The 23693-nt window shown below is 65.0% G+C and carries 25 protein-coding genes and 1 tRNA gene; 10 read left to right on the top strand and 16 right to left on the bottom strand.

The genetic code is table 11. The annotated features are described in order from the left end of the window. Positions 1–569: 569 nt before the first annotated feature. A complete protein-coding gene (gene tig, locus B9A23_RS09450; protein WP_084278601.1) occupies positions 570–2132 on the bottom strand; it encodes a trigger factor in 1563 nt (520 codons plus the stop codon). Between the two features lie 69 nt (positions 2133–2201). Beyond that, a tRNA-Leu gene (locus B9A23_RS09445) sits at positions 2202–2286 on the bottom strand. A gap of 313 nt (positions 2287–2599) precedes the next feature. Between B9A23_RS09445 and B9A23_RS09440 the strand changes: the two genes are divergently transcribed. Then, complete coding sequence (locus B9A23_RS09440; protein WP_084278600.1) at positions 2600–2782, top strand: hypothetical protein; 183 nt, start codon at positions 2600–2602, stop codon at positions 2780–2782. A 295-nt stretch (positions 2783–3077) separates the two neighbouring features. On the opposite strand, the gene sppA is transcribed toward B9A23_RS09440, so the two are convergent. Beyond that, positions 3078–4952, bottom strand: coding sequence for a signal peptide peptidase SppA (sppA, locus tag B9A23_RS09435; protein ID WP_084278599.1), 1875 nt, complete (start codon positions 4950–4952; stop codon positions 3078–3080). 87 nt (positions 4953–5039) lie between these two features. Between sppA and B9A23_RS09430 the strand changes: the two genes are divergently transcribed. Further along, on the top strand, positions 5040–6065 hold the full coding sequence (locus tag B9A23_RS09430; RefSeq protein WP_084278598.1) for an aspartate carbamoyltransferase catalytic subunit: 1026 nt from the start codon (positions 5040–5042) through the stop codon (positions 6063–6065). Next, positions 6062–7291 carry a dihydroorotase gene (locus tag B9A23_RS09425; protein ID WP_084278597.1) on the top strand — a complete coding sequence of 410 codons (1230 nt, stop codon included), beginning with the start codon at positions 6062–6064 and terminating at the stop codon, positions 7289–7291. The genes B9A23_RS09430 and B9A23_RS09425 overlap by 4 nt, the downstream gene beginning before the upstream one ends. Positions 7292–7366: 75 nt before the next feature. On the opposite strand, the gene B9A23_RS09420 is transcribed toward B9A23_RS09425, so the two are convergent. From B9A23_RS09420 to B9A23_RS09410, 3 genes are read right to left on the bottom strand one after another with little or no spacing between them, the layout of a single operon-like run. Continuing rightward, complete coding sequence (locus B9A23_RS09420; protein WP_084278596.1) at positions 7367–8674, bottom strand: SPOR domain-containing protein; 1308 nt, start codon at positions 8672–8674, stop codon at positions 7367–7369. A gap of 19 nt (positions 8675–8693) precedes the next feature. After that, positions 8694–9176: a hypothetical protein gene (locus tag B9A23_RS09415; RefSeq protein ID WP_084278721.1), complete on the bottom strand. Its 483-nt coding sequence runs from the start codon at positions 9174–9176 to the stop codon at positions 8694–8696. A gap of 10 nt (positions 9177–9186) precedes the next feature. Beyond that, on the bottom strand, positions 9187–9912 hold the full coding sequence (locus B9A23_RS09410) for a ParA family protein (RefSeq protein WP_084278595.1): 726 nt from the start codon (positions 9910–9912) through the stop codon (positions 9187–9189). Between the two features lie 312 nt (positions 9913–10224). On the opposite strand from B9A23_RS09410, the gene B9A23_RS09405 reads away from it, so the two are divergent. From B9A23_RS09405 to B9A23_RS09395, 3 genes are all read left to right on the top strand, one after another. Then, positions 10225–11352 (top strand): SPOR domain-containing protein, encoded by a 1128-nt coding sequence (locus B9A23_RS09405; protein WP_084278720.1) that lies wholly within the window; start codon positions 10225–10227, stop codon positions 11350–11352. A gap of 4 nt (positions 11353–11356) precedes the next feature. Continuing rightward, positions 11357–12589, top strand: coding sequence for a DUF418 domain-containing protein (locus B9A23_RS09400; protein ID WP_084278594.1), 1233 nt, complete (start codon positions 11357–11359; stop codon positions 12587–12589). A gap of 184 nt (positions 12590–12773) precedes the next feature. Beyond that, the gene (locus B9A23_RS09395; RefSeq protein ID WP_139797395.1) at positions 12774–13466 is read left to right on the top strand and encodes a L,D-transpeptidase family protein; all 693 of its coding nucleotides are present in this window, start codon (positions 12774–12776) and stop codon (positions 13464–13466) included. Between the two features lie 19 nt (positions 13467–13485). Here B9A23_RS09395 and B9A23_RS09390 read toward each other — a convergent pair whose 3' ends face one another. The 10 genes from B9A23_RS09390 to B9A23_RS09345 all read right to left on the bottom strand — a co-directional run bounded on the left by B9A23_RS09390 (position 13486) and on the right by B9A23_RS09345 (position 21525). Beyond that, complete coding sequence (locus B9A23_RS09390; RefSeq protein ID WP_084278593.1) at positions 13486–14280, bottom strand: SDR family oxidoreductase; 795 nt, start codon at positions 14278–14280, stop codon at positions 13486–13488. An 11-nt stretch (positions 14281–14291) separates the two neighbouring features. Continuing rightward, a complete protein-coding gene (locus tag B9A23_RS09385; RefSeq protein WP_084278592.1) occupies positions 14292–15074 on the bottom strand; it encodes an SDR family oxidoreductase in 783 nt (260 codons plus the stop codon). A 128-nt stretch (positions 15075–15202) separates the two neighbouring features. Then, complete coding sequence (locus B9A23_RS09380; protein ID WP_084278591.1) at positions 15203–15937, bottom strand: sigma-70 family RNA polymerase sigma factor; 735 nt, start codon at positions 15935–15937, stop codon at positions 15203–15205. Continuing rightward, positions 15934–18039 (bottom strand): flagellar biosynthesis protein FlhA, encoded by a 2106-nt coding sequence (locus tag B9A23_RS09375; RefSeq protein ID WP_084278590.1) that lies wholly within the window; start codon positions 18037–18039, stop codon positions 15934–15936. Before B9A23_RS09375 ends, B9A23_RS09380 begins: the two co-directional genes overlap by 4 nt. 3 nt (positions 18040–18042) lie before the next feature. After that, positions 18043–18942 carry a lytic transglycosylase domain-containing protein gene (locus B9A23_RS09370; protein WP_254895061.1) on the bottom strand — a complete coding sequence of 300 codons (900 nt, stop codon included), beginning with the start codon at positions 18940–18942 and terminating at the stop codon, positions 18043–18045. A gap of 71 nt (positions 18943–19013) precedes the next feature. Continuing rightward, complete coding sequence (locus B9A23_RS09365; protein WP_254895060.1) at positions 19014–19361, bottom strand: flagellar protein FlgN; 348 nt, start codon at positions 19359–19361, stop codon at positions 19014–19016. Next, positions 19361–19660 carry a flagellar biosynthesis anti-sigma factor FlgM gene (gene flgM / locus B9A23_RS09360; protein WP_084278589.1) on the bottom strand — a complete coding sequence of 100 codons (300 nt, stop codon included), beginning with the start codon at positions 19658–19660 and terminating at the stop codon, positions 19361–19363. Before flgM ends, B9A23_RS09365 begins: the two co-directional genes overlap by 1 nt. A 120-nt stretch (positions 19661–19780) precedes the next feature. Continuing rightward, the gene (locus tag B9A23_RS09355) at positions 19781–20302 is read right to left on the bottom strand and encodes a flagella basal body P-ring formation protein FlgA (protein WP_254895059.1); all 522 of its coding nucleotides are present in this window, start codon (positions 20300–20302) and stop codon (positions 19781–19783) included. Between the two features lie 42 nt (positions 20303–20344). Next, on the bottom strand, positions 20345–20845 hold the full coding sequence (locus B9A23_RS09350; protein ID WP_084278588.1) for a hypothetical protein: 501 nt from the start codon (positions 20843–20845) through the stop codon (positions 20345–20347). Then, the gene (locus B9A23_RS09345) at positions 20842–21525 is read right to left on the bottom strand and encodes a MotA/TolQ/ExbB proton channel family protein (RefSeq protein WP_084278587.1); all 684 of its coding nucleotides are present in this window, start codon (positions 21523–21525) and stop codon (positions 20842–20844) included. Before B9A23_RS09345 ends, B9A23_RS09350 begins: the two co-directional genes overlap by 4 nt. 205 nt (positions 21526–21730) lie before the next feature. On the opposite strand from B9A23_RS09345, the gene flgB reads away from it, so the two are divergent. The 4 genes from flgB to B9A23_RS09325 are packed head-to-tail and all read left to right on the top strand — an operon-like array spanning position 21731 to position 23676. Continuing rightward, positions 21731–22078: a flagellar basal body rod protein FlgB gene (gene flgB / locus B9A23_RS09340; protein WP_084278586.1), complete on the top strand. Its 348-nt coding sequence runs from the start codon at positions 21731–21733 to the stop codon at positions 22076–22078. A 3-nt stretch (positions 22079–22081) separates the two neighbouring features. Next, on the top strand, positions 22082–22492 hold the full coding sequence (gene flgC / locus B9A23_RS09335; protein ID WP_084278585.1) for a flagellar basal body rod protein FlgC: 411 nt from the start codon (positions 22082–22084) through the stop codon (positions 22490–22492). Further along, complete coding sequence (locus B9A23_RS09330) at positions 22492–22830, top strand: flagellar hook assembly protein FlgD (protein ID WP_139797394.1); 339 nt, start codon at positions 22492–22494, stop codon at positions 22828–22830. Before flgC ends, B9A23_RS09330 begins: the two co-directional genes overlap by 1 nt. Before the next feature lie 18 nt (positions 22831–22848). After that, positions 22849–23676: a flagellar hook-basal body complex protein gene (locus B9A23_RS09325; RefSeq protein ID WP_084278584.1), complete on the top strand. Its 828-nt coding sequence runs from the start codon at positions 22849–22851 to the stop codon at positions 23674–23676. Positions 23677–23693: the final 17 nt, after the last annotated feature.

The raw sequence follows: 23693 nt of genomic DNA, 5'->3' as shown, positions 1-23693 counted from the left end.
CTTCCGCCGTGTCGCCTTGCGAGGGGGAGATGGGCGGCACTGTTTCGCCTCAAGCTTACCCTTCAGGGTTTTTCCCTTGTCGTTCTTGCCACGCTTCTTGCGCGCCGGAGCCTTGGGCGTGACGGGCCTTTCCGGCCAAGGCACGCTGGCGATGACAGCTCCGCGCGGGGCGGGGAGGATCAGATGCTCCGGGAAGGCAGGCGGGTTGGGGTGACGCAGCAGGAAGGCCGGTTCACGACGCGTTGGCGCAACCAGTGCGGCCGATCTTGGCACTTTGCCCTTGGTGGAAGAACGAGGCGGACGCGGACGCGAGGCAACACGATTGCGGACGGTGTGCATGGCAGTTCCCCCTTGAGAGGTTCTTGCCAATGGATGCTGACACAATGCGACTCGGCCGCGAAAGGAAGATGAATCGGAAACCGAGCAACCGCATATTTCCTAAGAAAATAGGCAATCAAACGGCGCATCACTACGTAGTACAAGGCCACAAAAGCCAACGGCCCGGCGTGCCGAAGCATGCCGGGCCGTCTGATATCCAGCCCCGTCGGGCCAGATCAATCCGTGATGGATCAGCCTTCGGCCTTCTTCTTGGCCGGAGCCTTCTTCTTGGGCGCAGGCGCTTCGTCAGCGGCGGCTTCGGCAGCAGGTGTTTCCTCGGCAGCCTTCTTCTTGGGAGCGGCCTTCTTCTTCGGCGCGTCGGCTTCGGCAGGAGCGGCGGTTTCCTCGGCGGGAGCCTCTTCCTTGGCAGCCTTCTTCTTGGCCGGAGCCTTCTTGGCAGGCTTTGCGTCAGCCGGAGCAGCGCCTTCCTCGGCTTCGATCGCGGCCTGCAGCTCGTCCTTGGTCACTTCACGTTCCGTGACTTCGGCCTTGTCGAACAGGAAGTCGACAACCTTGTCCTCGTAAAGCGGCGCGCGCAGCTGGGCGGCGGCGAGCGGTTCGGAACGGACATAGTCAACGAAGCGCTGGCGGTCCTGCTCGCGGTACTGCTGGGCAGCCTGGCGGATCAGCATTTCCATTTCCTGGCTGGAGACGGTCACGCCGTTGGCCTGGCCGATTTCCGACAGCAGCAGGCCGAGACGCACGCGGCGTTCGGCGATCTTGCGATAATCGTCCTTCTCGGCCTCGATTTCCTTGAGAGCCTCTTCGGGGTTCTCTTCGTTCTGGGCTTCCTGCTGGAGCTGGGCCCAGATCTGCTCGAACTCGGCATCGACCATCGAAGGCGGCACGGCAAAGTCGTGACCGGCGGCAAGCTGATCGAGCAACGCGCGCTTCATCTGGGTGCGGGTCAGGCCGGCAGTTTCCTGCTCGAGCTGGCCACGCAGCAGGGTCTTGAGCTGATCGAGGCTTTCAAGGCCGAGCGCCTTGGCGAATTCGTCGTTGGCTTCGAATTCACCGGGGTTCTTCACCGCCTTGACCTTGATGTCGAAGGTGGCTTCCTTGCCCTTGAGGTTTTCGGCCGGGTAGTCTTCAGGGAAGGTCACGGTGATGACGGTTTCGTCACCGGCCTTCACGCCGACGAGCTGTTCCTCAAAGCCGGGGATGAAGCGACCGGCGCCGAGTTCCAGCGGGGTGTCTTCAGCCGCGCCGCCTTCGAAGGCAACGCCATCGACCTTGCCGAGGAAGTCGATGATGATCTGGTCGCCGTCCTTGGCGGCTGCGCCTTCGGCAGCATCGCTGAACGACTTCTGGCCGGCGCCGATGCGGGCGACGGCTTCGTCGACCTGCTCTTCGGTAACGGGCACGGTCAGCTTTTCGAGCTTCAGGCCTTCAAGCGACGGCGCTTCGATCTGGGGCAGAACTTCCAGCTCGACGGTGAGCTCGGCGTCCTTGCCTTCGTCATAGCCTTCGCCAAGCGAAACGGCGGGCTGCATGGCGGGACGCAGCTTGTTGTCGGCAACCAGCTTGTCCATCGCTTCGCGAATGGAGGTCTGCAGCGCTTCCTGATGGAGCGCCGGGCCGTGCATCTTGCGAACGAGGTTGGCGGGCACCTTGCCAGGGCGGAAGCCGGGCATGCGCACCTGCGGAGCGATCTTCTTGACCTCACCCTCGACCCGGGCGGCAATGTCGCTCGCAGGGATGGTGACGGTGTAGGCGCGCTTCAGGCCCTCGTTGGTGGTTTCGACGATCTGCATCCTGATCCAACTTTCATGTATGTCACGCGCTTGCGCGGGAAAAGCTGACTCGGACGCCGGCGCGCGGACTGGTGCGGGCGAAGGGACTCGAACCCCCACATCTTGCGATGGCAGGACCTAAACCTGCTGCGTCTACCAGTTCCGCCACGCCCGCATCCGGCGAAAAGCGAGCGGTGCCCCTATCGCAGTGGCTTGAAAAGGGCAAGCACCTTGGATTTGGGGAGCGAGATGACCCCGCTTCTTGCACCCTCTCCGGCGGGGAGGGCACCTTTTCTTACCCCCCTCCCCGACGGGGAGGGGTTGGGGGTGGGGGCTCAACACCCGCCGGAATGCCCCGCATCAAGCGCAGACCACCCCTCCCCAACCCTCCCCTCAAGGGGAGGGAGCACGCGCGCAGCTATGCGCGGAACCCGCTATCCCCGCGACGAGTTGGGGCAGAAAGCGCAAGCCTTCAAAGGAGCCCCACGATGGCCACGACCCCTGATTCCCCGCAGCCCGACCGAATCGAACCCCAGTCCCCGCCCGAGAGCCCCCCGGTGACTGAGCCTGATGGCGTACCGCCGGTGATCCAGCCAGACGAGACGCCGGTGGTGGAACCGGATCAGGTTGAGCCGGGCGCGCCGCAGGAAGTGCCAGCGCCGCCGGATTGAGGCGATAGGAGATTGATTGAAAGCGTCGTCATGCTGAACTTGTTTCGGCATCCATCCCCCACCAACCCCGGACAGCGCAGGGGGAGATATGGACCCTGAAACAAGTTCAGGGTGACGCATATATTGAAGCGCGGATTTACAGATTGAACAACAAGATCGCGCCACCCACGATGATGAGCACAGAAATAAACTCTGTGGATTTCAGACGGCGCCCTATGACCCGGTCATACCATTTGTCGCCGTAACCGAGTGGTTCGAAGGGCATCTTCAATCTCCAAATCCAAGAGCATTGGGGTTAGGTAAAAAACCGCCCCAACAAGGCAAGGACGCCAATGCTTGCTGATGCTCGGCGGTCAGCATGACCGGCATCATCCCCCGCACACTCCAAGCAATAAGCCCTGATCCCGCCGCCCTCCATCAGGCGCAGCACATCGACCTGCATCCTCGCCATCAGGCCCTGCTGCTGCGCCGCAAGCGCTCCCGCGAGGTCGTGCGCGCGCGCTTCGGGCGCTTGCCCGGTCTCCATCTGGCGCAGGATTTGCGCGAAGGGGCTGGGTTCGTCCTCGACGTAGGCGGCGTGGAACGTGTCGGCCTTGGCCTGTTTGGCGACCCATGCCACGGCGTCGTCCAAGCCACCGAACTGGTCGACTAGGCCCAGCTGGCGCGCGGTTCCGCCGTCCCAGATGCGGCCTTGTGCGATCTTGTCGATGTCGGCCGGAGACTTGCCGCGCGCCTTGGCGACGAGGCCGAGGAAGCGGCCGTAGGTCTGTTCGACCTGGCCTTGCAGCAGGGCCTCGACCTGCGGGCTGAGGCCACCCAGGAGGTCCGGTTGGCCCGAGAGCGGGGTGGTGCGGATCGAATCGGTGGTGACGCCATATTGCGGCAGCGTCTGTTCGAGCGTGGGCAGGACGGCGAAGACGCCGATCGAGCCGGTGATCGTGCTGGGTTCGGCAAAGATGCGCTGGGCCGGCGTGGAGACCCAATACCCGCCGCTGGCGGCAAGGCTGCCCATCGAGACGGCGACGGGCAAGCCCTTGGCCTTGACGCGTTCCACCGCGCCACGGATGCGTTCGGAGGCCATGACCGAGCCGCCCGGCGAATCCACGCGCAGGACGAGCCCTGCGTAATCGTCGCTCTGCGTCACGCCGTCGATCAGGTCGGCGATCCGGTCGCCACCAGCGGTGCCCGGGCCGACATCGCCATCGACGATCTCGCCGGCGACAGTGACGACGGCGACAGCCTTGCCCGCCCTGGGCGCGGGCTTGTCCGCCAGATAGACCGGGAGTTCGGTGGCCTTGAACGCGCCGAGGCCTTCTTCCTCATCGGCGCCGACGATCTGCGCAACGCGCTGACCGAAGGCCACGCGATCGCCGATCTTGTCGACGAGGTTAGACTTGAGCGCTGCCTGCGCGGCATCGTTGCCGTTGTCCTGCACCCACTTGGCCGGATCGGTGGTAGCGAGGGTAAGATCGGCCTTGGGGCGGGCCTTCTTCACCTCGTCCTGCCAGTTCTGCCACAGCGTGCCATAGACCGCCTGCATCGCCTCGCGCGCTTCGGGCGACATGTCGGCGCGAATATAGGGTTCGACCGCACTCTTGTAGGTGCCGACCTTGAAGACGTGGACGTTGGCTTTCAGCTTGTCGATCAGGCCCTTGTAGAACAGCAGCGTGCCGCCCGGCCCGCTGATGGCCACGCCGCCCATGGGATCGACCCAGGCTTCGGACGAATGCGCGGCAAGCTGCATCGCATCGTCGGTGTAGATCAGCGAGCGGACGAGCACCGGCTTCTTCGCCGCGCGCACCTTGTCCATCGCCGCGCCGATCTGGCTGAGATGGACAGCCGAGCCGCCGCCGAACGCTTCGAGATCGAGCACGACAGCCTTGATCCGCGTATCGTCCGCCGCAGCGGCAATCGCGCGCGATACGTCACGCGCGGTATATTCGGCCTCGGGCGTCTGCCCGGACAGCAGTTGCGTTGGCGAAACCTCGCTGGCTTCCTCGACGATGCGGCCTTCAAGCGGCAGGTAAAGCGCACCTTCGCGCACCATTCCGGGAGCGGGGCGCAAGGTCAGCAGCATGTAAAGCCCTGCGAAGAACAGGAGCAGGAACAGCAGGACGAGACCGTCCTTGATGGCGACGAGGATCTTCCAGACCGATTTGGCAAAGCTCATGGGCAAGACTCTATTGTGGACGACCTGCCCTGACCAGCGGGAAACGGCTTGAGACTGAACCAACTGCCCTCTAGGGAACTGGTTTCAATGCAAAGCCCAACGACACCCCAAGCGGGCCGCTATCCAGCGGGCGGCCTCGCCTACCCGCACCGTGACCTGACCGGTATCGGCCAGCTTGCGCGCCACGAAATTCTCTACCTTCTGGACGAGGCGGAGCAATGGGTGGAGCTGAACCGGCAGCCGAAGAAAAAAACCGACCTGCTGAACGGCTTGACGATCATCAACGCCTTCTTCGAGAATTCGACGCGGACGCTGCTGAGCTTCGAGATTGCCGGCAAGCGCCTGGGCGCAGACGTCGTCAACATGCACGCCGCGACGAGCAGCGTGAAGAAGGGCGAGACGCTGATCGACACGGCGATGACGCTGAACGCGATGCGCGCCGATGCCATCGTGATCCGTCATGCCAGTTCCGGCGCGGTGCGGCTGATTGCGGAAAAGGTCGATTGCCCGGTGCTCAACGCCGGCGACGGACAGCACGAGCATCCCACTCAGGCGCTGCTCGATGCCCTGACCATGCGTCATGCGCTCGGGCTACCGGTGAGTTCGGACCTCAACGGGCTGAAAGTGACGATCTGCGGCGATATCCTGCACAGCCGCGTTGCGCGCTCGAACATTCTCAGCCTGACCGCACTGGGCGCAGATGTGCGGGTTTGCGCGCCGCCTGCGCTGATGCCAGCCGAGATCGAGGCAATGGGCGTAACGCCGTTCCATGATTTCGACGCAGCGCTGAAAGGGGCCAACATCGTGATGATGCTGCGCCTGCAACAGGAGCGCATGACCGGGCAGTTCATCCCCTCGCCGCGCGAATACCGGCACCTTTATGGTCTCACACCCGAACGGCTGGCCAAGGCAGAGCCCGATGCCTTCGTTATGCACCCGGGACCGATGAACCGGGGTGTCGAGATCGATTCGACCGTGGCTGACATGCCCGTGCGCAGCCTGATCACGCGCCAGGTGGAGATGGGTGTTGCGATCCGCATGGCCTGCCTCGAAGTCCTGACCCGCCGGGCGCGTGGCGTGCCGGGCTGGGAAGCAGAGAGAGTGCCAGCATGATCGCAAGGCCATTGACGATCATCGGCGGCAAGCTGGTACTGGGCGAGGGCGCTCCCGTCGCAGGCAGCTTGCGCTGTGAGGACGGCCGCATCGTGGCTGTCGGAGACGTGACGCCGCAGGATGGTGACGATGTCTTCGATGCCAAAGGCAAGCTGATCGCGCCGGGCCTCGTTGATCTCGGCGTTTTCGCCATCGACAAGCCGGCCTTCCACTTTGGCGGGATCACCCGCGCAGCCCTGATGCCCGATCAGGGGCCGGTGCTCGACCATCCGGCGCGTGTGCGCTTTGCCGCGCAATCGGGCAAGCCGGACATGTGGGTTCACCCGCTGGCTGCAGCGACACGCGGGCTTGAGGGTACGGAACTCGCAGAGCTTGCGCTGATGCGCGATGCCGGAGCCAAGGCCGTGGCGACAGGGCGCGGCTGGATCGCGGATTCGGGCGTGATGCTGCGGCTGTTGCGCTATTGCGCGATGCTGGGGCTGGTTGTGGTGACGCACGCCGAGGACGCCGGGATCACCGGCAGCGCCGTGGCAACCGCGGGCGATGTCGCGACGCGGTTGGGGCTGCCCAGTGCGCCGGCCGAAGCCGAGGCGCTGGCGGTGGCGCGCGATATCGCACTGGCCGAGCTTGCCGGCGCACACGTCCACTTCCGGCAGGTTACAACGGCCCGGGCGCTCGATCTGGTGCGTGCGGCCAAGGCGCGCGGGGTGAAAGTGACGGCTGGTGTCACCCCTGCGCACTTCATCCTGTCAGACCTCGAACTCGTCGGCTTCCGCACTTTCTGCCGGATGTCGCCGCCGCTGCGCTCGGATGCCGACCGCAAGGCCGTGGTCGCGGCGATCGGCGATGGCACGATCGACGTGATCTCGTCGGGTCACGACCCACGCGGGCCGGAAGACAAGCGCCTGCCCTTTGCCGATGCCGAACCAGGCATGGCCGGAGCCGAAACGCTCCTGCCGTTGACGCTGACACTGGTGCGTGATGGCGTGATCGGCATGGCCCGCGCTTTCGAACTGCTCTGCACCAACCCGGCGCGCCTGCTTGGCGTTCAAGCGGGGCGGCTTGAGGCGGGCATGGAAGCGGACATCGCCATCGTCGACCCCGTCCGACCGTGGATCGTCGATTCCGACAAGATGGCAGCCGCGGCGGGCAATACGCCATTCGATCGTCGACCTGTGGAAGGCCGCGTTGCCGCGCTGTTCAAGGGCGGCAAGCAGATCGACTGATCGTCGCGCCGAAACGGACAAAGGCGCGGCAGCTTTCGCCGCCGCGCCTTGCCGCCCCAATTCGGGTACTGATGATCAGCGTTTGGCCATCCGTGTTTCGGCAGCGCGTTGCTGGCCGGGCACGGCTGGTGCCGCTCCGCGCATGACAAGACATGCGCCGCCGCGGGCCTTCACCGTTCCGCACATCGAAGTGGCGGAGGATTGCCCGGCAAATCCAGCAGCAAGGACGCGCCAGTATTGCTTGCCATTGACCGTGACTTGCGTGGTCACGTTGGTGAAGCCTTTCAGCGCAGGGGTGCGTGAAGTGTAATGGCGCCAGGCGCGGCGCGCGCCTTCAGGGGTGGCAAAGGAGCCAAGCTGAACAAGATGGGTGCCATTGCGGGCAGGGGCGATGACCGCTCTCGCAGCAGGCAAGACCGGCTTGCGGCCAAGCGTGGCTGCAACCGCTACAGGCGCGGGCAGCCGGGCAGCCGGGCGGTCGATCATTGCCATCTGCGCTTGTGGCGATTGCGACGAAGCGTCAGCAAGGACCGGGGCAGGCGACTGTGGCTCGACTGCGGGCAGTTCGTTCACTGCTGCTTCGGCGAGTGCAGGTGCGGCAGCGACAGGCTCCACTCGCGTTGCAGCATCGGCCGCGAGTTGTTCGTTGCCGGGAAAGTTGGCCAGAGCCAAGGCTGCGGGTTGTCCTGCGTCTCCGCGAAGCGGAACGCCAATAAGGCCGGCGACACGATCGCGCGGCTTTTCCGAATAGCCCATGAGGGCCCACTGCTCCATGCGTTCACCCAGCTGGTCAGCCGGGACGTCCTGCGCGGCCATGAGGCGGGCCTGGCGCCACTGCCCGCCGAGCGCATAGGCAAGAGCGAGATTCTGGCGGACCTTTGGAGTATTCTCGCCACGGCGCAACGTATCGGCAAGCACTGCCGCTCCCTGCGCAGGCTGCCCTGCCAGCGCGATTGCAAGGCCGTAATCCGATGGCGCCATGGCATCGCGGTAGGAGTTGAGCGTGTCGAGCGCTTCGGCATTGCGCCCGATGGCGATATCGGCAAGCGCCAGGCTCAGGGCTGTCCGGCTCGAGTCCTCGCCCAGTTCCATTGCTTCATCGTAGGACTGCCGAGCCGATTCGAAACGGCCTGCCTTGAGATAGGCATTACCGAGCAGCACGCGGTATGCCGCATTGCGCGGATCGGCCAGCACCGCTTTCTCGGCGTTGCCGATCGCGATGGTCGTACTGCCCTTGGCAAGCGCGGTTTCTGCCGAACTTGCAAGCTTGGCCGGATGGACGCCAGCCGCGCCACATCCGGTCAGCAGCCCTGCACCAAGTGCGGCGGTCATGGCCAGGCGCGAGGCGCGGCCTGAAGCGATAATCCGAGAAGCGGCGGTCATCGTTCGAAGTCCCTCTTCATCAATTTCGCGAGATCGTCTTGCGGGCGAGATCTTCCAGACCCGGCATGTCGGCGAGGAAGCGATCAAGCGCTTCGGTCACCAGAGCCTGTGCACTGCAATCCTCGATCGTGCAGGCCAGGCGCAGGCGCAGGTGACGATAACTATCGAGCCGCAGCGTGAAGGCAGCCTTGCGGCCATCCTGCAGGGCCGAGCGTACTTCGCGTCCGGCCTTGAGACGGCGGGGCGGCGGCATGGTCAGCGGCGGGATCGGCTTGTTTGCTTCGACCTCGAACGGCGCTACGGCCTCGGCCAGCGCCTCGATCTGCTGGACGACAACCGGCTTTTCGGGCTGGGTGTGAGCAATTTCGTGCTCCTCGCCATGGTCGTTCCAGCCAAGATCGTCGAGGCTGATCGCCAGTTGCGGGCGCATCGCCGGGCGCGCGGCACCCTTGCGGGCAAGGAGGCTCGGAGACAGCGAGGCGAGAGGCTTTGCCAGGCTCATGCGCGACACCTCACGAGCCAACCACGCGACGACCGAAGCCGCCCGTCGGACGTGCGGCGCCGGCCATCGGCATCGTGGCAACCTGCTGCGGTACGGCAAACACGGTGCGACGGAAATTCTTCTCGAGTCGCTCTGAGATGTATGTCCACAGCGCGGTGACTTCGGCGGCCGACTTGCCCGATGGATCCACTTCCATCACGGTGCGTCCGTCGATCATCGATGCTGCGAAGTCGGTGCGGTGGTGCAACGTCACTGGCGCCACGGTGCCGTGCTGCGACAGCGCTACGGCGGCTTCCGAGGTGATCCGCGCCTTGGGCGTGGCGGCATTGACCACGAAGATCAGCGGCTTACCGGCGCGATCGCACAGATCTACCGTCGCTCCGACGGCGCGCAGGTCGTGCGGGCTGGGGCGAGTCGGCACGACGATGAGTTCGGCCACCGAAATCACCGACTGGATCGCCATGGTAATGGCCGGGGGCGTGTCGATCACGGCAAGCTTGAAGCCCTGCTGGCGCAGGATGGCAAGGTCGGATGCAAGACGGGCAACCGTGGTCTGGGCGAAGGCCGGAAATTCGGCCTCGCGCTCGTTCCACCAATCCGAAAGCGAGCCTTGCGGATCGATGTCGATCAAAACCACCGGGCCTGCGCCCGCACGCTGCGCCTGCACGGCGAGGTGACCGGACAGCGTGGTCTTGCCCGATCCGCCTTTTTGCGATGCCAAAGCCAGTACGCGCAAAGCCAAAACCCCCTGAATTACGCAATCTCTTGAGCAGGGATTCGCAGATCGGGCTGAAATTTTGGTTAAGACGGGGCCGAAGGGCGTGGGACAGGCGGCAAAAGGGTAGCGCAACGGCGCGGACAAGGTCCGTAATCTGCGCTAAGGTTTCGCTAACGCGTCATTGACTATAAGCTTCGAGTACGAGGCCCGGACAACGGGCGCGCGGCGTTGCGAATGGCTCAGGCAGACCCCTGCAGGTTGCCAGGCTATCGGACCGGCCGGAGCGGGGTGCATGGACAGGCGAATCTTTCGGGGACGGGCAATCGCACGATGACGAAATTGGCGAACGGTTATGCACCTGTGGCAGCTCTTGTCGTGGCCTTTGCGCTGGTGGCCTCAGCTCCGGCCCGGGCCGACGTCAAGGCAGGTGTCGATGCCTGGTCGCGGGGGGAGCACGAGGCGGCCGTAAAGGAATGGCTCGGCCCGGCGGCGAGCGGCGATGCCGATGCGCAATTCAACATGGGCCAGGCCTACAAGCTGGGCAAAGGCGTGCCGCAGGATCTCAAGCGGGCCGAAGCGTGGTATCGCAAGGCCGCTGAACAGGGGCACATCAAGGCAGCGGATACGCTGGGCCTGTTGCTGTTCCAGTCAGGCCGAAAGGGCGATGCGCTGCCCTTCCTGCAGGCTTCAGCCGAGCGCGGCGAACCGCGTGCCATGTACATTCTGGGCATTGCCCATTTCAACGGTGATGGCCTGAACAAGGACTGGGTGCGCGCCTATGCCTTGATGACGCGGTCTGCAGCATCGGGTCTCGAGCAGGCGCAGCGCAGCCTCTCGACCATGGACGGCATGATCCCGTTGGAGCAGCGGCAACTAGGCGTGTCGCTGGCGGCCGAACTGGAACAGGGGGCGCGGGCGAGGCGATCGCAGCAGTTTGCCGCAGCCGATCTCGGCGTGAAGGCGGCGCCCGCCGTGCCCTTGCGCGGTGCGGGGGCAGCGGCCCGGCCGATCGAAACGGTGCCGCTCTCTCCTTCCGTGATCACCGCTGGAGCGGATTTTGCAAATCCGGTGGAAATGCCGCAGCCGCGCCGGGTTGCCGGCACTGCCGCAGCCACTCCGGGAGCCGCACCGGCCGCCAACCGGCCTGCGGAAAAGGCCATGGCAAAGCTGCTGCCAAGCGCGCCGGCAACGAAAACAGCGCCAGCGTCGCCAACGGCGAAGCCTGCGACAGGGCAATGGCGCGTCCAGCTTGGAGCCTTCGGGGTGAAGAGCAATGCCGATGGCTTGTGGGCCAAGGTCAGGGGGCGGCCCGAACTGGCCGGCCATGGCCGCATCGATCTGCCCTCGGGCAACGTGACACGGCTTCTCGCCGGTGGATTCGGCGGACAAGTCGATGCCGAAAGAGCCTGCGATGCCCTCAAGGCTGGCGGGTTTACCTGTCTGGTGGTAAAGCCCTGATGGCTTGGATCAGAACCCTCACGCCTCCCGCATAGACGCGATCGATTTTCTGCGCGGCGTTGCCGTGCTCGGTATTCTTGCGGTGAACATCACGGGCTTCTGGGGCCCCTCGCTGGCAACGTTTTCGCCTGCCATTCCAGGTCCTGCGACAATCGGTGGGGAAGCGTGGTTCGCCTTTGCCTTCGTGGTGTTCGAAGGCAAGATGCGCGCGCTTTTCACGATCCTGTTCGGTTCAAGCATGATCCTCTTTGTGCGGGCTGCGGAGCGGGCAGGCGTGGATCCCGACCTTGCCCAGGTCCGCCGCCTTGGATGGCTGGCGCTGTTCGGATATGCGCACTACGCCTTATTGTGGTGGGGGGACATTCTGTTTCCCTACGCGCTAAGCGGCCTGGCGGTGCTGGCACTGCGCAAGCTGGAGGTGCCGCAGCTTCTGGCCATCGCCATTCCGTTCTACCTGATTGCGCACGGCATCGAGACGCTGGCGAGTTTGCCGGGGGTGTTTGTCGAACAGGCCGTCCTGTCGGGGCATGGTGCGGCTGCCGATGTGGCCGAGCAGACGGCAATGATGCAGCGCATTTTTGCCTCGGTTGCGAAAGATGACGCCGTCCTGCAGGCGGGCTTCATCGAGGCGGTGCGACTGAAACTGTCGTCAGGTCCGTTCCAGCCATTCTTGGTCACGCTCTCGACGTTGACCGAGACCGTCCCGCTGATGCTGGTTGGCATGGCACTGCTGCGCGGCGGGTTCTTTACGCACTGGCCAAGCAGGCGCCTTCTGGGGATGGCCTTGGCGGGAATTGCAGGTGGCGGCATTCCCAGCATCCTCGCACTGCGGTGGCTGGCTGCACACGATTGGCCGCCCCGCGCCATGTTTCTCGCTATCGAAGACGGCATGGCCGTCCCGCATCTGCTGATGGCCCTTGGATATGCCGCCGGACTTGTCCTGATCTTTCCACGTGCCGGACGCACTCGCCTCGGCCAGGCTCTGGTTGCGGCAGGGCGCTGCGCCTTTACCAATTACCTTGGCACGACGGTGCTGATGAGCGCCATCTTCTGCCACTGGGGACTGGGTCTGGGGCCCGAACTGCCCCGGCAGTGGCTGTTCCTCTTCGTGATCCTGGGCTGGGCTGCCATGCTGGCATGGCCCTGCTGGTGGCTCGTCCGTTTTGGGCAGGGTCCGCTCGAGCGCCTCTGGCGGAGGCTTGCCCTGCCTTCGGCACGTCCACGCGATCGGGGCTGATCGCGCCTTGCATCGAGGGTCGGAGCCCTGTCCTGCTGGTTCAGGCTGCTGCCCACCTGTGCATCCCGTTAACCTTGCTTGGTAACGTGCAGCTGCCCCTGCGTCTCTTTGCGGGACGCAGCGCGATCAAGACTCGCAAGGCCACCGGCAAGTGCCTATTTTGTTGCCTGAAGGAGCCGATGGAATGACGAAGCAGGCAGGATTCTGGAGCAAGCGCTGGGTGCGCATGCCGCTGGGCTTCCTGGCGACGTCGGCGGCATCGCTGCTTGCGTTCCATGCCGGGCAGGACATTGCCGGAGCGTTGTTTGGCAATGCCACGGCCGAAGCAGCCGCGCCGATGATCGAGGCTGCGGCGCAGCCCGCAGCCATTCCGGCCGTTGCGGCAAAGCCTGTCGAAAGCCCGTTTGTCGTCAAGTCCATCCTTCCGATCAACGAGCCGATCCGCTTCGGCAAGTTCTACTGGGACGAAGCCCGCGCCCCTTCGCAAGGCCCGCTCGTCGTCACGGTGGACCTGACCGCGCGGGTGATCTCGGTGTTCCGCGACGGACACGAGATCGGCGCGGCGGCCATCCTCAAGGGTTATGGCGACAAGCCGACGCCGACCGGTGTTTTCCCGATCACCGAGAAGGACGCCGATCACGTCTCCAATATCTACGACGCTCCCATGCCGTGGATGATGCGGCTCACCAACGATGGCGTCTCGATCCACGGCAGCAAGGTCGAAAAGGGCTATGCCACCAACGGCTGCATCGGGGTGCCCGATGCCTTTGCCGAAAAGCTGTTCCGCATCGCTTCGCTGGGCGACAAGGTCATCGTCACCGATGGCAAGACCATGCAGGTGGGCGACCCGATCCTGACGGGCGAACACGCATCGTGACAGGGCTGTTCAGCGCGCGTTAGGCCAGGCCCTTGCTCGTGCTGGTGCGCGAGGCATCGCCGACCGAACTTCCGCCATCGACATCAAGGATCGCGCCGGTAACGTAGCTTGCTGCCGGCGTCGACAGGAAGACGGCGGCTTCGGCGATCTCGTATGCCGTGCCCCAGCGCTTCATCGGAATGCGCGCATAGTGCGCCTGGCGCGTGGTTTCATTGGGCGCGAGGCGGGCCATGCCTTCGGTATCGGCAATCGGCCCGGGGGAAATGCCATTGACGCGCACGTCCGGTCCCCATTCGATGGCGAGCGTGCGGACGAGCTGGTTGATACCGGCCTTTGCCGCGCAAGCATGGGCCTGCATTGCCATCGCCTGTTCGGCCTGGCCTGCTGTGATCGCGATCAGCGATGCGCCGGGGTTCAGAAGTTCATGGCACCCGCGGAACACGTTGAAGGTGCCGAGCAGGTCGATATCGACCACGGTCTTGAAGGCATTGGCCGACATGCCGAGCACGGGTGCTAGGAAGTTTCCGGCCGCACCCGAAATGACGATATCGAACGTGCCGATTTCGTCGCGGGCGGATTTCATCGCCTCGCAGATTGCGCCGTAATCTCGCACGTCGGCGGCGCGCCACATGGCATCGTGGCCGATTTCCGTTGCTGCCGCTTCGGCCTTTTCAGGGTTGCGGCCAAGGACGGCAACGCGCGCGCCCAATTCGGCAAAGCGCTTGGCGATACCGAGGTTTATGCCGCTGGTGCCACCGGCGATGAAGGCGGTCTTGCCGGCGAGGATGTCGTTGCGAAAGGGGGACTGGCTCATCGAATGTCTCCTCAGCGCGGGGCCATGCGGATCGCGCCGTCAAGCCGGATGGCCTGACCGTTGAAGTAGCTGTTGCGCACCAGTTCCATGGCAAGGCTGGCGTATTCCTCCGGCTTGCCCAGGCGCTTGGGGAAGGGGACCGAGGCGTTGAGGCTGTCGAGCACCTTCTCCGGCAGGCGGCCCAGCAGCGGCGTGCCGAAGATGCCGGGCATGATCGCGTTGACGCGAATGCCGAGGTCCATCAGATCGCGCGCCATCGGCAGGACAAGGCCGTTGACCCCGGCCTTCAGCGAACCATAGGCCACCTGACCGATCTGGGCGTCCTGAGCGGCCACCGAAGCGGTCAGGATAATCGTGCCGCGCTCACCATCTTCCAGCGGATCGAGCCCTGCCATGCCGAGTGCTGAAAGCGACGCCACGCGATAGCTGGCAATCAGGATGCCCTGCGCGGCGAATTCGTAATCCTCGGTCGAGAGGCGCGTGAATTCGCCGGTTTCCCGGTTGCGTGAGATGGTCTTGCCCTTGCGGCTGGCCATCGCGCAATGGACGCAGATGCGTTCCTGCCCGTGCGCGGCACGAGCCTTGGCGAAGCCGGCTTCCACGGATTCTTCGGACATGATGTCCACCTTGCAGAACAGCCCGCCAATGGTCTGGGCAACGACTTCGCCCGCTTCTTCGTTAAGGTCGAAGATGGCAACCTTGACCCCTGCGGCGGCCAGGGCCTCTGCCGTGGCGCGGCCAAGCCCGGAAGCCCCGCCGGTGACCACTGCGCTTGTCGTTGCGTCGATTTGCACTGCGCTCTCCCATTGTCTTTAACCGATCGATTAACACAATGGGAGGCGTTGGCAAGGGGGCGGGGCAAGTGGGCAGGGGCAAGTGGGCGGGGGCAAGGGGGCAGGTGGCAGGAAGCTGGCGCAAGAGATCAGATGACGTCGTACCCATCGCCAAGCGCCGCGCGCAGCTTTTCAAGCGCCTGCGCCTTCAACTGGTGGACGCGCGGAATGCTCACGCCCAGCACTTCGGCGATTTCTGCAAGGTTCAGTTCCTCGACGAAATAGAGCTGGATGATCATCTGCAGGCGTTCGGGCAGATCGGAGATCGCCGCGACCACCGCGCCGCGCATTTCTGCATCGGCCAGCATCTCGAAGCTGTCGGGGCGATCGTCGGCAAAGGCGGCGTTGCTGTCGGAGTAGGCATCATCGATCGCTTCGAAGCGCAACGGTTCGTCGGCCGCCTTCTGGTCGGCCAGTTCGCGTTCGGTCAGCCCCATCGCCGCAGCCAGTTGCGCGTCAGTTGGCGGCTTGCCCAGTTCGTTGGTCAGCGCGGTCGTCTTCTCGCGCAGCAGGCGCCGCCGCTCGGTTGCCGAACGCGACAGTGGCGTTGATCGCCGCACCAGATCGACCATCGCACCGCGCACCCGCAGCTTGGCATAGGCGGCGAAGCCATCCTCGGTCGGTCCGTCGTGCTTCTGCGCGCATTCCGTCAGGGCGACAAGGCCAGCCTGGATCAGGTCTTCCACTTCGATTCCGGCCCGACCGGAACCATGGACGTGCCAGGCAAGGCGCTTCACCATCGGCAGGAAGCGGCGGATGCGGTCTGCGGCTTCGTTCTGCGCATAGGCGCGGGCAGCGGCAAAGCCGCGGTGGTCGTGTTTCATGCGGCAATTCCCTCAGGGACTGGCAGCTCTGGACGAGTGGGTTGCGGGGCCTCGCCACCGATCACCGAGATGACCTCGATCGGCTGCGAAGGCGGCAGTTCTGAAATTGACAGGACAAGGCAATTGGGCGCGCGCAGGCGCAGCAGGGCGGCCAGCGGGCGACGCGCACGCGGCTGGACGATCAGCGCGATCGGCGGCGCGCCGGGACCGCGTTCGGCGATCAGGTCGGTCACGCGCTCGCCAATGCCGCGGGCAAGGTCAGGCTCGATGACCGGCTGGCCGGTGGCAGGGTCGTGCATGCCCGAGACGATCATCTGTTCAAGGCCAGCCTCGAGCGTGATGACCGGCAGGCGGTCGTTGGGGCCACAGATGCGCCCGACGATCATCGGGCCCAGGTCTGCGCGCAGCAGGTCAATCAGGCGATCATGGTCGTTGGTCTGCTGCAGCGCCTGGCTGAGCGCGGAGAGGATCGGCAGTGGGTGCGCGATCGAGATGCCATCGTCGAGCAGCGCGTGGAACAGGCGGGTCAGCGCGCCCAGCGACATCGGCTGCGGGTGGATGGTCTCGACAAGGCCAGCGGCGCGTTCCTTGACGCCTTCGAGGATAGCCTTGACCTCGTCCGGGCCGAGCAGGGCCGATGGCCGGTCACCCAGGACCTGGTTGAGATGCGTGGCGATGACCGTGCTGGGATCGACGGTAAGGAAGCCTTCGGCAATGGCCAGATCGCGCTGCGAAGATTCGATCCAGATCGCCGGGCAGCCGAAGCTGGGGTCGCGGGTTTCCTCGCCGCGCAGGCCATGGTCGGGGTTGGCTTCGCCGGCATCGATCGCCAGCACCTTTTCAGGCCGCATGTCGCCAACGCCGATCGGAACGCCGCCTAGCAGGATACGATAGACGTTGGGGCCCAGCTCAAGCGAATCGCGCACGCGGAACTGGGGCACGATGAAGCCGAAGGCCTGGGAGAGCTGCTTGCGAACGCCGGTAAGACGGGCGACGAGGGGAGATCCGCGACGTTCGTCGACCAGGTGGATCAGGCCATAGCCCATCTCGACGGTCACCAGCGTGTGGTCGCTGACTTCGTCGAGCGTGATGCGGCCCGGATCGACCGGCGGCGGCGCTTCGACAGCAACCGGGACCGGACGCTCGGCGCGCTTCTTGAGCGCCCACCAGATGTAGCCCGAAATGCCGGCGGCAGGCAGGAACACGGTCTGGGGCATGGCGGGAATCACGCCGATTGCGCCCATGATCACGGTGACCGGCAGCCAGATCGCGGGGTTCGAGAACTGCCCGCCGATCTGGCCGGTCAGGTCGCGGCTGTCGGAGACGCGGGTGACGATGACGGCGGCGGCGATCGAGAGCAGCAGCGAGGGAACCTGCGCGACAAGCGCGTCGCCCACTGCAAGCGTTATGTAGAACTGCGCCGACTGCGAGGCGGTGAGGCCGTGGCTGATCATGCCAAGGCAGAAGCCGGCGATGATGTTGACCCCAAGGATCAGCAGCGCGGCAATTGCATCGCCCTTCACGAACTTGGACGAACCGTCCATCGAGCCGTAGAAGTCCGCCTCGGTCGAGACCTCGCGGCGGCGGGCCTTGGCCTCGTCGGCGGTGAGCAGGCCTGCGGCAAGGTCGGCGTCGATCGCCATCTGCTTGCCGGGCAGGGCATCGAGGGTGAAGCGGGCCGAGACTTCCGACACGCGGCCGGCGCCCTTGGTGACGACGACCATGTTGATGATCATCAGGATCATGAACACGAACAGGCCGACCGCGAAGTTGCCGCCGATCAGGAATTCGCCGAAGGCCTCGATAACATGTCCTGCCGCAGCACCGCCTTCGTGGCCGTTGACCAGGACGATGCGGGTGGAGGCAACGTTGAGGGCAAGTCGCAGCAGGGTGGCGAACAGGAGGACCGAGGGGAACGAGGAGAAATCGAGCGGCTTTTCCGCATTCATCGCCGCCATCAGGATGGCGACCGAGAGCGCCATGTTGAGCACGAAGAACACGTCGAGCAGGACGGCCGGAATCGGCACGACCATCAGCACGATCAGCATGAGGATGCCGGCGGGCAGGACCATTGCGGCGGGCGAACCGAAGCGCTTCAGCATGGTTTAAAGCCCCAGCGCCGAAAGGCGGCCATAGGCCTGCCGGACATGAGCGGGAGCCGAGCCACCGTCGTTGAGCGCAAAGGCCTGGCGCAGGGTATCGGCCATCGAGCTTGCCGGACCCGGCAGGGCATTGCCGGTGCTTGCCGCCGTGCGCTGGAATTCCTGCGCCACGGGGCCGCCGCTGAATTGCGGGGCCTGCACCGAGGCGGTTGCCGGGGTGACACCCATCGATGCGGCCCATTGCAGGGCCTCGTCGCCGCTGGTGCCTTCGGCGGCACCGGCCATGCGACCTCGGATCAGGTTCATTACTTCGCCCACCGAGCGCGGTGTTCCCGCACGGTCGTAGAAGGTGGAGCGATTGGCACCGGCAGCGGCGGGCAGGAGCGCGGCAGCGCTCTGCGCAGGATCGTTGCCCAGCGCGGTCAGGAAGCGGCCAGCACCCTCGGCGCCGAAGAAGTGGGCGAGGTAGAGTTCCGCGTGGTCGGGCTGGCGACCGAGGACGCCGTTGAGATACTCGCTGTTGTCGCCCGCCAGTTCGCCGGCCATCGTCGCGGCGATCTGCGGATCGAAGCGCAGCGCCAGCAGTTGCGCGCGAGCGGCAGGATCACGCACGGCGCCGCTGCGGATCATGTCGCTGGCCCAGCCAAGGCCGTGTTCGGCGCCATGCTTGTCGAGCGTGCGCAGCCAGGTCTGGCTGGTGAACTGGTAGAGCCCCGATGCGCTCGACGCGCTGGAGCGCGCGGAAGGATCCAGGCTGGATTCGAGCTTCGCTTGCGCTATCAGATAGGCGAAGTCGGTCCCGGTTGCCTGGGCGGCCCCGGCAATAGCCGAACGCACGTTCGCCCCGGCACCGCTGGTTGCGGCCGGGGCGATCGGCATTGCGAACGTATCGGATGAACTCACGTCGGTATCCTTCCGGCCGCGAAGAAGCGGCGCTGTGGAAGGACTTCAGCAAGCCCCGTGCCAAACTGGCGTCAGGCGGTCCTGAGGCGATGAACCTGCGCGTTCGCGCGATAGAGCGGCGCCGAGCCAGTAAGCGCGTCGAGACGGGCCGAAACATTGGCGGCGATCAGGTTGCGCACCTTGCGATTGGCCTCGTTCAGGCGGCGCGCGGCCTCGAGCAGGCCGCGGCACTCCTCGTCGACCAGCGCATGATCGACATCAGCGAGCGTGCCGCACAGATCGGTCTTGCTTGAAGCACAGCCCATGATCATGTCGAGGTCCAGACCGGCAAGTGCATGCCGTTCTTCCTGCAGCACGGCAAGCATCTGCCGCAGCGTGTCGCGAAGGTCAGCGGACCGGGCGGGGGTCTGGATCGACATTATTGGGTGGTCCTCAGCAGCATTCCGGCAGCAATCATGGCATCGGCGATCTTGGTGGGGATCACCGGATAGCTTCCGGTCTCGATGGCGTGGCGGATAACCTTCACGCGCTCGAAGTCGACGGGGGCAGATTGGCCCGCATTGAGCGCGGTCGACCGCTCGACCTGCGCTGCAGTGCTGACTTCAGGGGCTGCAGGCACATTGTCCGCGCCTTGGGTGTTCGGGGCCCTGGTGGTCTTTGCCGTATTGACCTGCACCGGGCCAACCGGGCGCGTTGCACCGATTTCAAAAGGTGACATGGTCCGCTCCTAGCGTTTCACGAGGAGAAGAACGGAGCCTGTGAACGCGTTTTAAGGAGCATTACGGAAAAATTTTGCCGGTTGCGGGAAATGGTCCGGCCGACCGGCCCCCGAGACCCCCTAGTTGATGGGCACGACGACAAGCCCGGGACGATCGATGCGGGCGCGGATCGGGACAGCCTTGGCGCTTGTGCGCACGCGGATCCAGCCGCCGATCTGCCCTGCTTCCATTGCCTCGCCGGCCTGGCTGACGCTGAAGCCTTCGCCCTCGACCGCGATGGTCACGGCTTCGCCCCGGGCAACCGCCTGGGCGGCAGCATCCTGCCGGGCATTGCCGCCGGTGGCAACGAACAGCCGCCACCCACCCGCGTCGGGGCATTGCACCAGAACGGTGTCCTGGCGGTTTCCATACCAGGACGTCGCGAGGGGGGAGCGGCACGGCGCCAGGCGCAAGCGTCGATCGACCGGCAAGGTCGCACCGCCGGGCTGACCGATGCCGGCCCCGGTAAAGGCGGCAACGGCAGTGTCGATGCCGGCAAGATCGAAAAAGCCCGCAGGTTGCGCGCTGGCCGGAGGTATCGCCAAGAGCACGGCTGACATTGCTGCGGCTGGCAGGAGGGTTTTGAAGATGTTGGGTTTCATTGGCAGCTTCCGGCAATGGAGGTTTGCCGCGATGCTACGCAATCATCGTGCCAACCCAGGCCTCGCCAGATTGGCCGGGGCGGGCTGTTCGTGCGCATAGAACAACGAAACACTGGCGCCGGAACGGTCGCCCGGTTCCACCAGAAGCCGCGCGCGCCGGGCGCGGGGGCCGCCCGAAGCAGCAAGTTGCACCGCTTGTGCAAGCGCTGAGTCACGCCCGTCGCCCTCGTAGCGGACGACCACGCGCACTTCGAGGCGGGTGTCGGCGCCGACCTGGTCAAGCCACTGCCGCAGCGCGGGCGCGCCTTCGCCTGCGCTCCAGACGGCGACGGGTTCGCTGTCCATGGCGGCGGCGACCGGGGGCGGCGGCGCGAGTGGTGGCGACGGCGCGGGCGGGGCCGAATGAGGCGCCGGCTGCTGCATCAGCGCGCCGGCATTCCCGCGATGTCCAGCCTGCGCGAGCGCCGATGCTGTAACGAGGAAAAGGATCAGCGAAAGATCTGCCAGCGCATACTGCCATCCGGTGCCCGCCCTGACGATCATGCGCTGACCCGCTGCTGGAGCGTGTGCAGAAGGTGTGGCGGAGACGAAGGTACTTGATGGGGCAAGGCCGGTTCGATCTGATGCGAAAGCCAGTCGATCACCTGCTGCCGTCCGCGTTCCTCCGACAAGGCCCGGCGTTCGACCGCACGCGCCAGCGGAGCGAGCACGAGATTGGCGAGAAGCAGGCCATAGAGCGTCGTGGTGACTGCCATCGATATCGCACCGTTCAGCGCTCCGGCCGCGAGACCATCGCTGGGCAGGCTGCTGAGCGAGACCAGCGTGCCGACCATGCCGAACACCGGACCCAGTTCGGCTGCCTGCGCCAGGGTGCGAATGGCGGCATTGGAAACGTACTGGCGTTGCTTGCGATGGGCATGGTGGCGATCGATCAGCGCATCGAGCGAGCGGGACCGGATCATCGCGTCAGTGGCATCATCGAATTCGCTGTCGCCGATGCTGCGCGGCTTGGCGCGGAGGATACCGTCCTGCCGGATCGCCGCGACCTGCCCGGCCAGATCGGCCTTTGCCTGATCTACCGAAAATCGAGGCCTGACCAGAGCCGCGAGCGCCCGCAGGGTCTGGCCGAGGTCCTCACGGCCTGCACGCAGGATCGTCGCCAGCAGGGTCCCGCCCAGCACGATGGCGACCGAACCTGGATCGATCAGCGAATTGAACTGCATCTGCCGGGAGCCTCCATCGCCAGCTAGGACGGCAGGCAGCCCCGTTGTTTCAGCCCTTTGCCGCTGATCTGCCGGAATTTGCCGCTGTCCGGCAAGGAATTGCCGCTGCCCCCACCTGATCGGCCTTGAAAGCCATGTCTGCGGCAATTGGCACGGTGCTTGCTGAACTACCGGCAGAAATCCGTCAGCCAGTGAGGCGAGGTCCATGAGCGAGTCCCTGTTCGGTATCCACGGCGCTGCGCTGGAACTGCGTTCGCAGCGCATGGGCCTGTTGACTTCCAACATCGCCAATGCTGCCACGCCGGGGTTCAAGGCCAAGGACATCGACTTTGCCGCTGCGCTGAAGGCTCGCACCGCCGGCATGAGCGAGGACAAGGCGATGGCGGCGGCAACGCGCTTCCGCGTTCCGGTCATGCCGAGCCTGGACGGCAATACCGTGGAAATGGCGACCGAGCAGACCGCCTTTGCCGAAAACGCGGTCGGCTACTCCGCCACGCTCAATTTCCTCAAGGGTCGGGTCGAAACGATCACCCGCGCCATCAAGGGAGAATAAGCCATGCCCGCCAACAATCCGATGACGCTGTTCCAGGTGACGGGCCGCGCAATGTCGGCGCAGCTCGTACGGATGAACGCTGCGGCTTCGAACCTTGCCAATGCAGGGACGGTCAGCGCCACCGAACAGGAAGCATATCGCCCGCTGCGCCCGGTCTTTGCCGAACAGCTCGATCAGGCCAACGGCCTTTCCACCGTCCGTGTCGCTGCCGTGAAGCGCTCGGACGCCACCCCCATTCGCCAGCACGATCCGGGCCACCCGCTCGCCGATGCCAATGGCGATGTCTGGACTGCCCCGGTCGATGAGAATGCCGAGATGGTCGAGATGCTCGAAAGCTCGCGCCAGTACCAGAACGTGGTCGAGGCGATGCAGACCGCAAAGCAGCTCATGCTCGAAACGATGAGGATGAAATAATGTCGATCGCTTCCGTAACTGCCACCACCGGCGTCAATGGCGCCAAGACCTCCTCGAAAGCCGGACAGGGCTGGGGCGGAATGGGTGCCGAGGACTTCGTCAAGCTGCTGACCACGCAGCTCCAGAACCAAGACCCGACCGAGCCGGTCGACAATACGCAGATGCTGGCACAGCTCGCGCAGTTTTCGTCGCTGTCGAACCTTAACGACATGAAGGACTCGCTCGGCACGATCACCAAGCAGTCCGACACGCTCTCGGCGATCTCGACCAAGCTCGACACGCTGAACAGCACGGTCGGCAAGCTCCTTGCCAGCCAGCCGACCTCGACCAACGCCTAATTTCCGCAGGAGACGACCATGTCCTTCTACACCTCGCTCAACGGCCTCAAGAACGCCCAGACCGATCTTGGCGTGATCAGCCACAATATCGCCAATGCCGAGACCACCGGCTTCAAGAAGAGCCGCACCGAATTTGCCGACATCGTCGTCGGCAGCGCCTTCACCAATCCCAAGCTGGTGGTCGGCATCGGTGCCGCGGTGGAATCGATCAACCAGAACTTCGCGCTGGGCCCGATCGAGCAGACCGGATCGGCGCTTGACCTTGCCATCAACGGAGACGGCTTCTTCACCACCAAGAACGTGGTGACAGGCCAGACGCTCTTCACCCGCAACGGCAGCCTCACGGTCGATGGCGGCGGCCATATCAGCGATGGTTCGGGCAACCGCCTGCAGGTCTTCCCGACCACCGCCACCGGCACGATCACGTCGACGACCCCCGCAGATGCCGTGATCCCCGCCACCAACGGCACCGATGCGTCCGGCAATCCGATCGAGTTCGCCGGGATCACCGTGGGTGATGATGGCGCAGTGACTGCCTCATACGCCGACGGATCGAACGTGATCATCGGCAAGGTCGCACTGGCCAGCTTCATCGCGCCGCAGGGTCTCAAGCAGGTTGGTTCGTCGAACTGGGTGACGACCGGCATCTCCGGGGCGCCGAATTACGGTCAGCCGAGCACGGGCCAGTACGGCTCGCTGCTGTCGGGTGCGCTCGAGCGCTCGAACGTCGACATCGCCGAAGAGCTCGTAAGCCTGATCACCGCGCAGCGGAATTTCCAGGCCAATGCCAAGGCCATCGATACCGCGACGCAGATCTCGCAGACCGTGATCCAGCTCCAGACCTGATCCAGCCTGCCGAACGG

Origin of the sequence: Novosphingobium sp. B1, assembly GCF_900176395.1 — a bacterium.
In the GTDB taxonomy this organism is placed as follows: domain Bacteria; phylum Pseudomonadota; class Alphaproteobacteria; order Sphingomonadales; family Sphingomonadaceae; genus Novosphingobium.
This window is presented reverse-complemented; position numbering and strand designations above follow the sequence as displayed.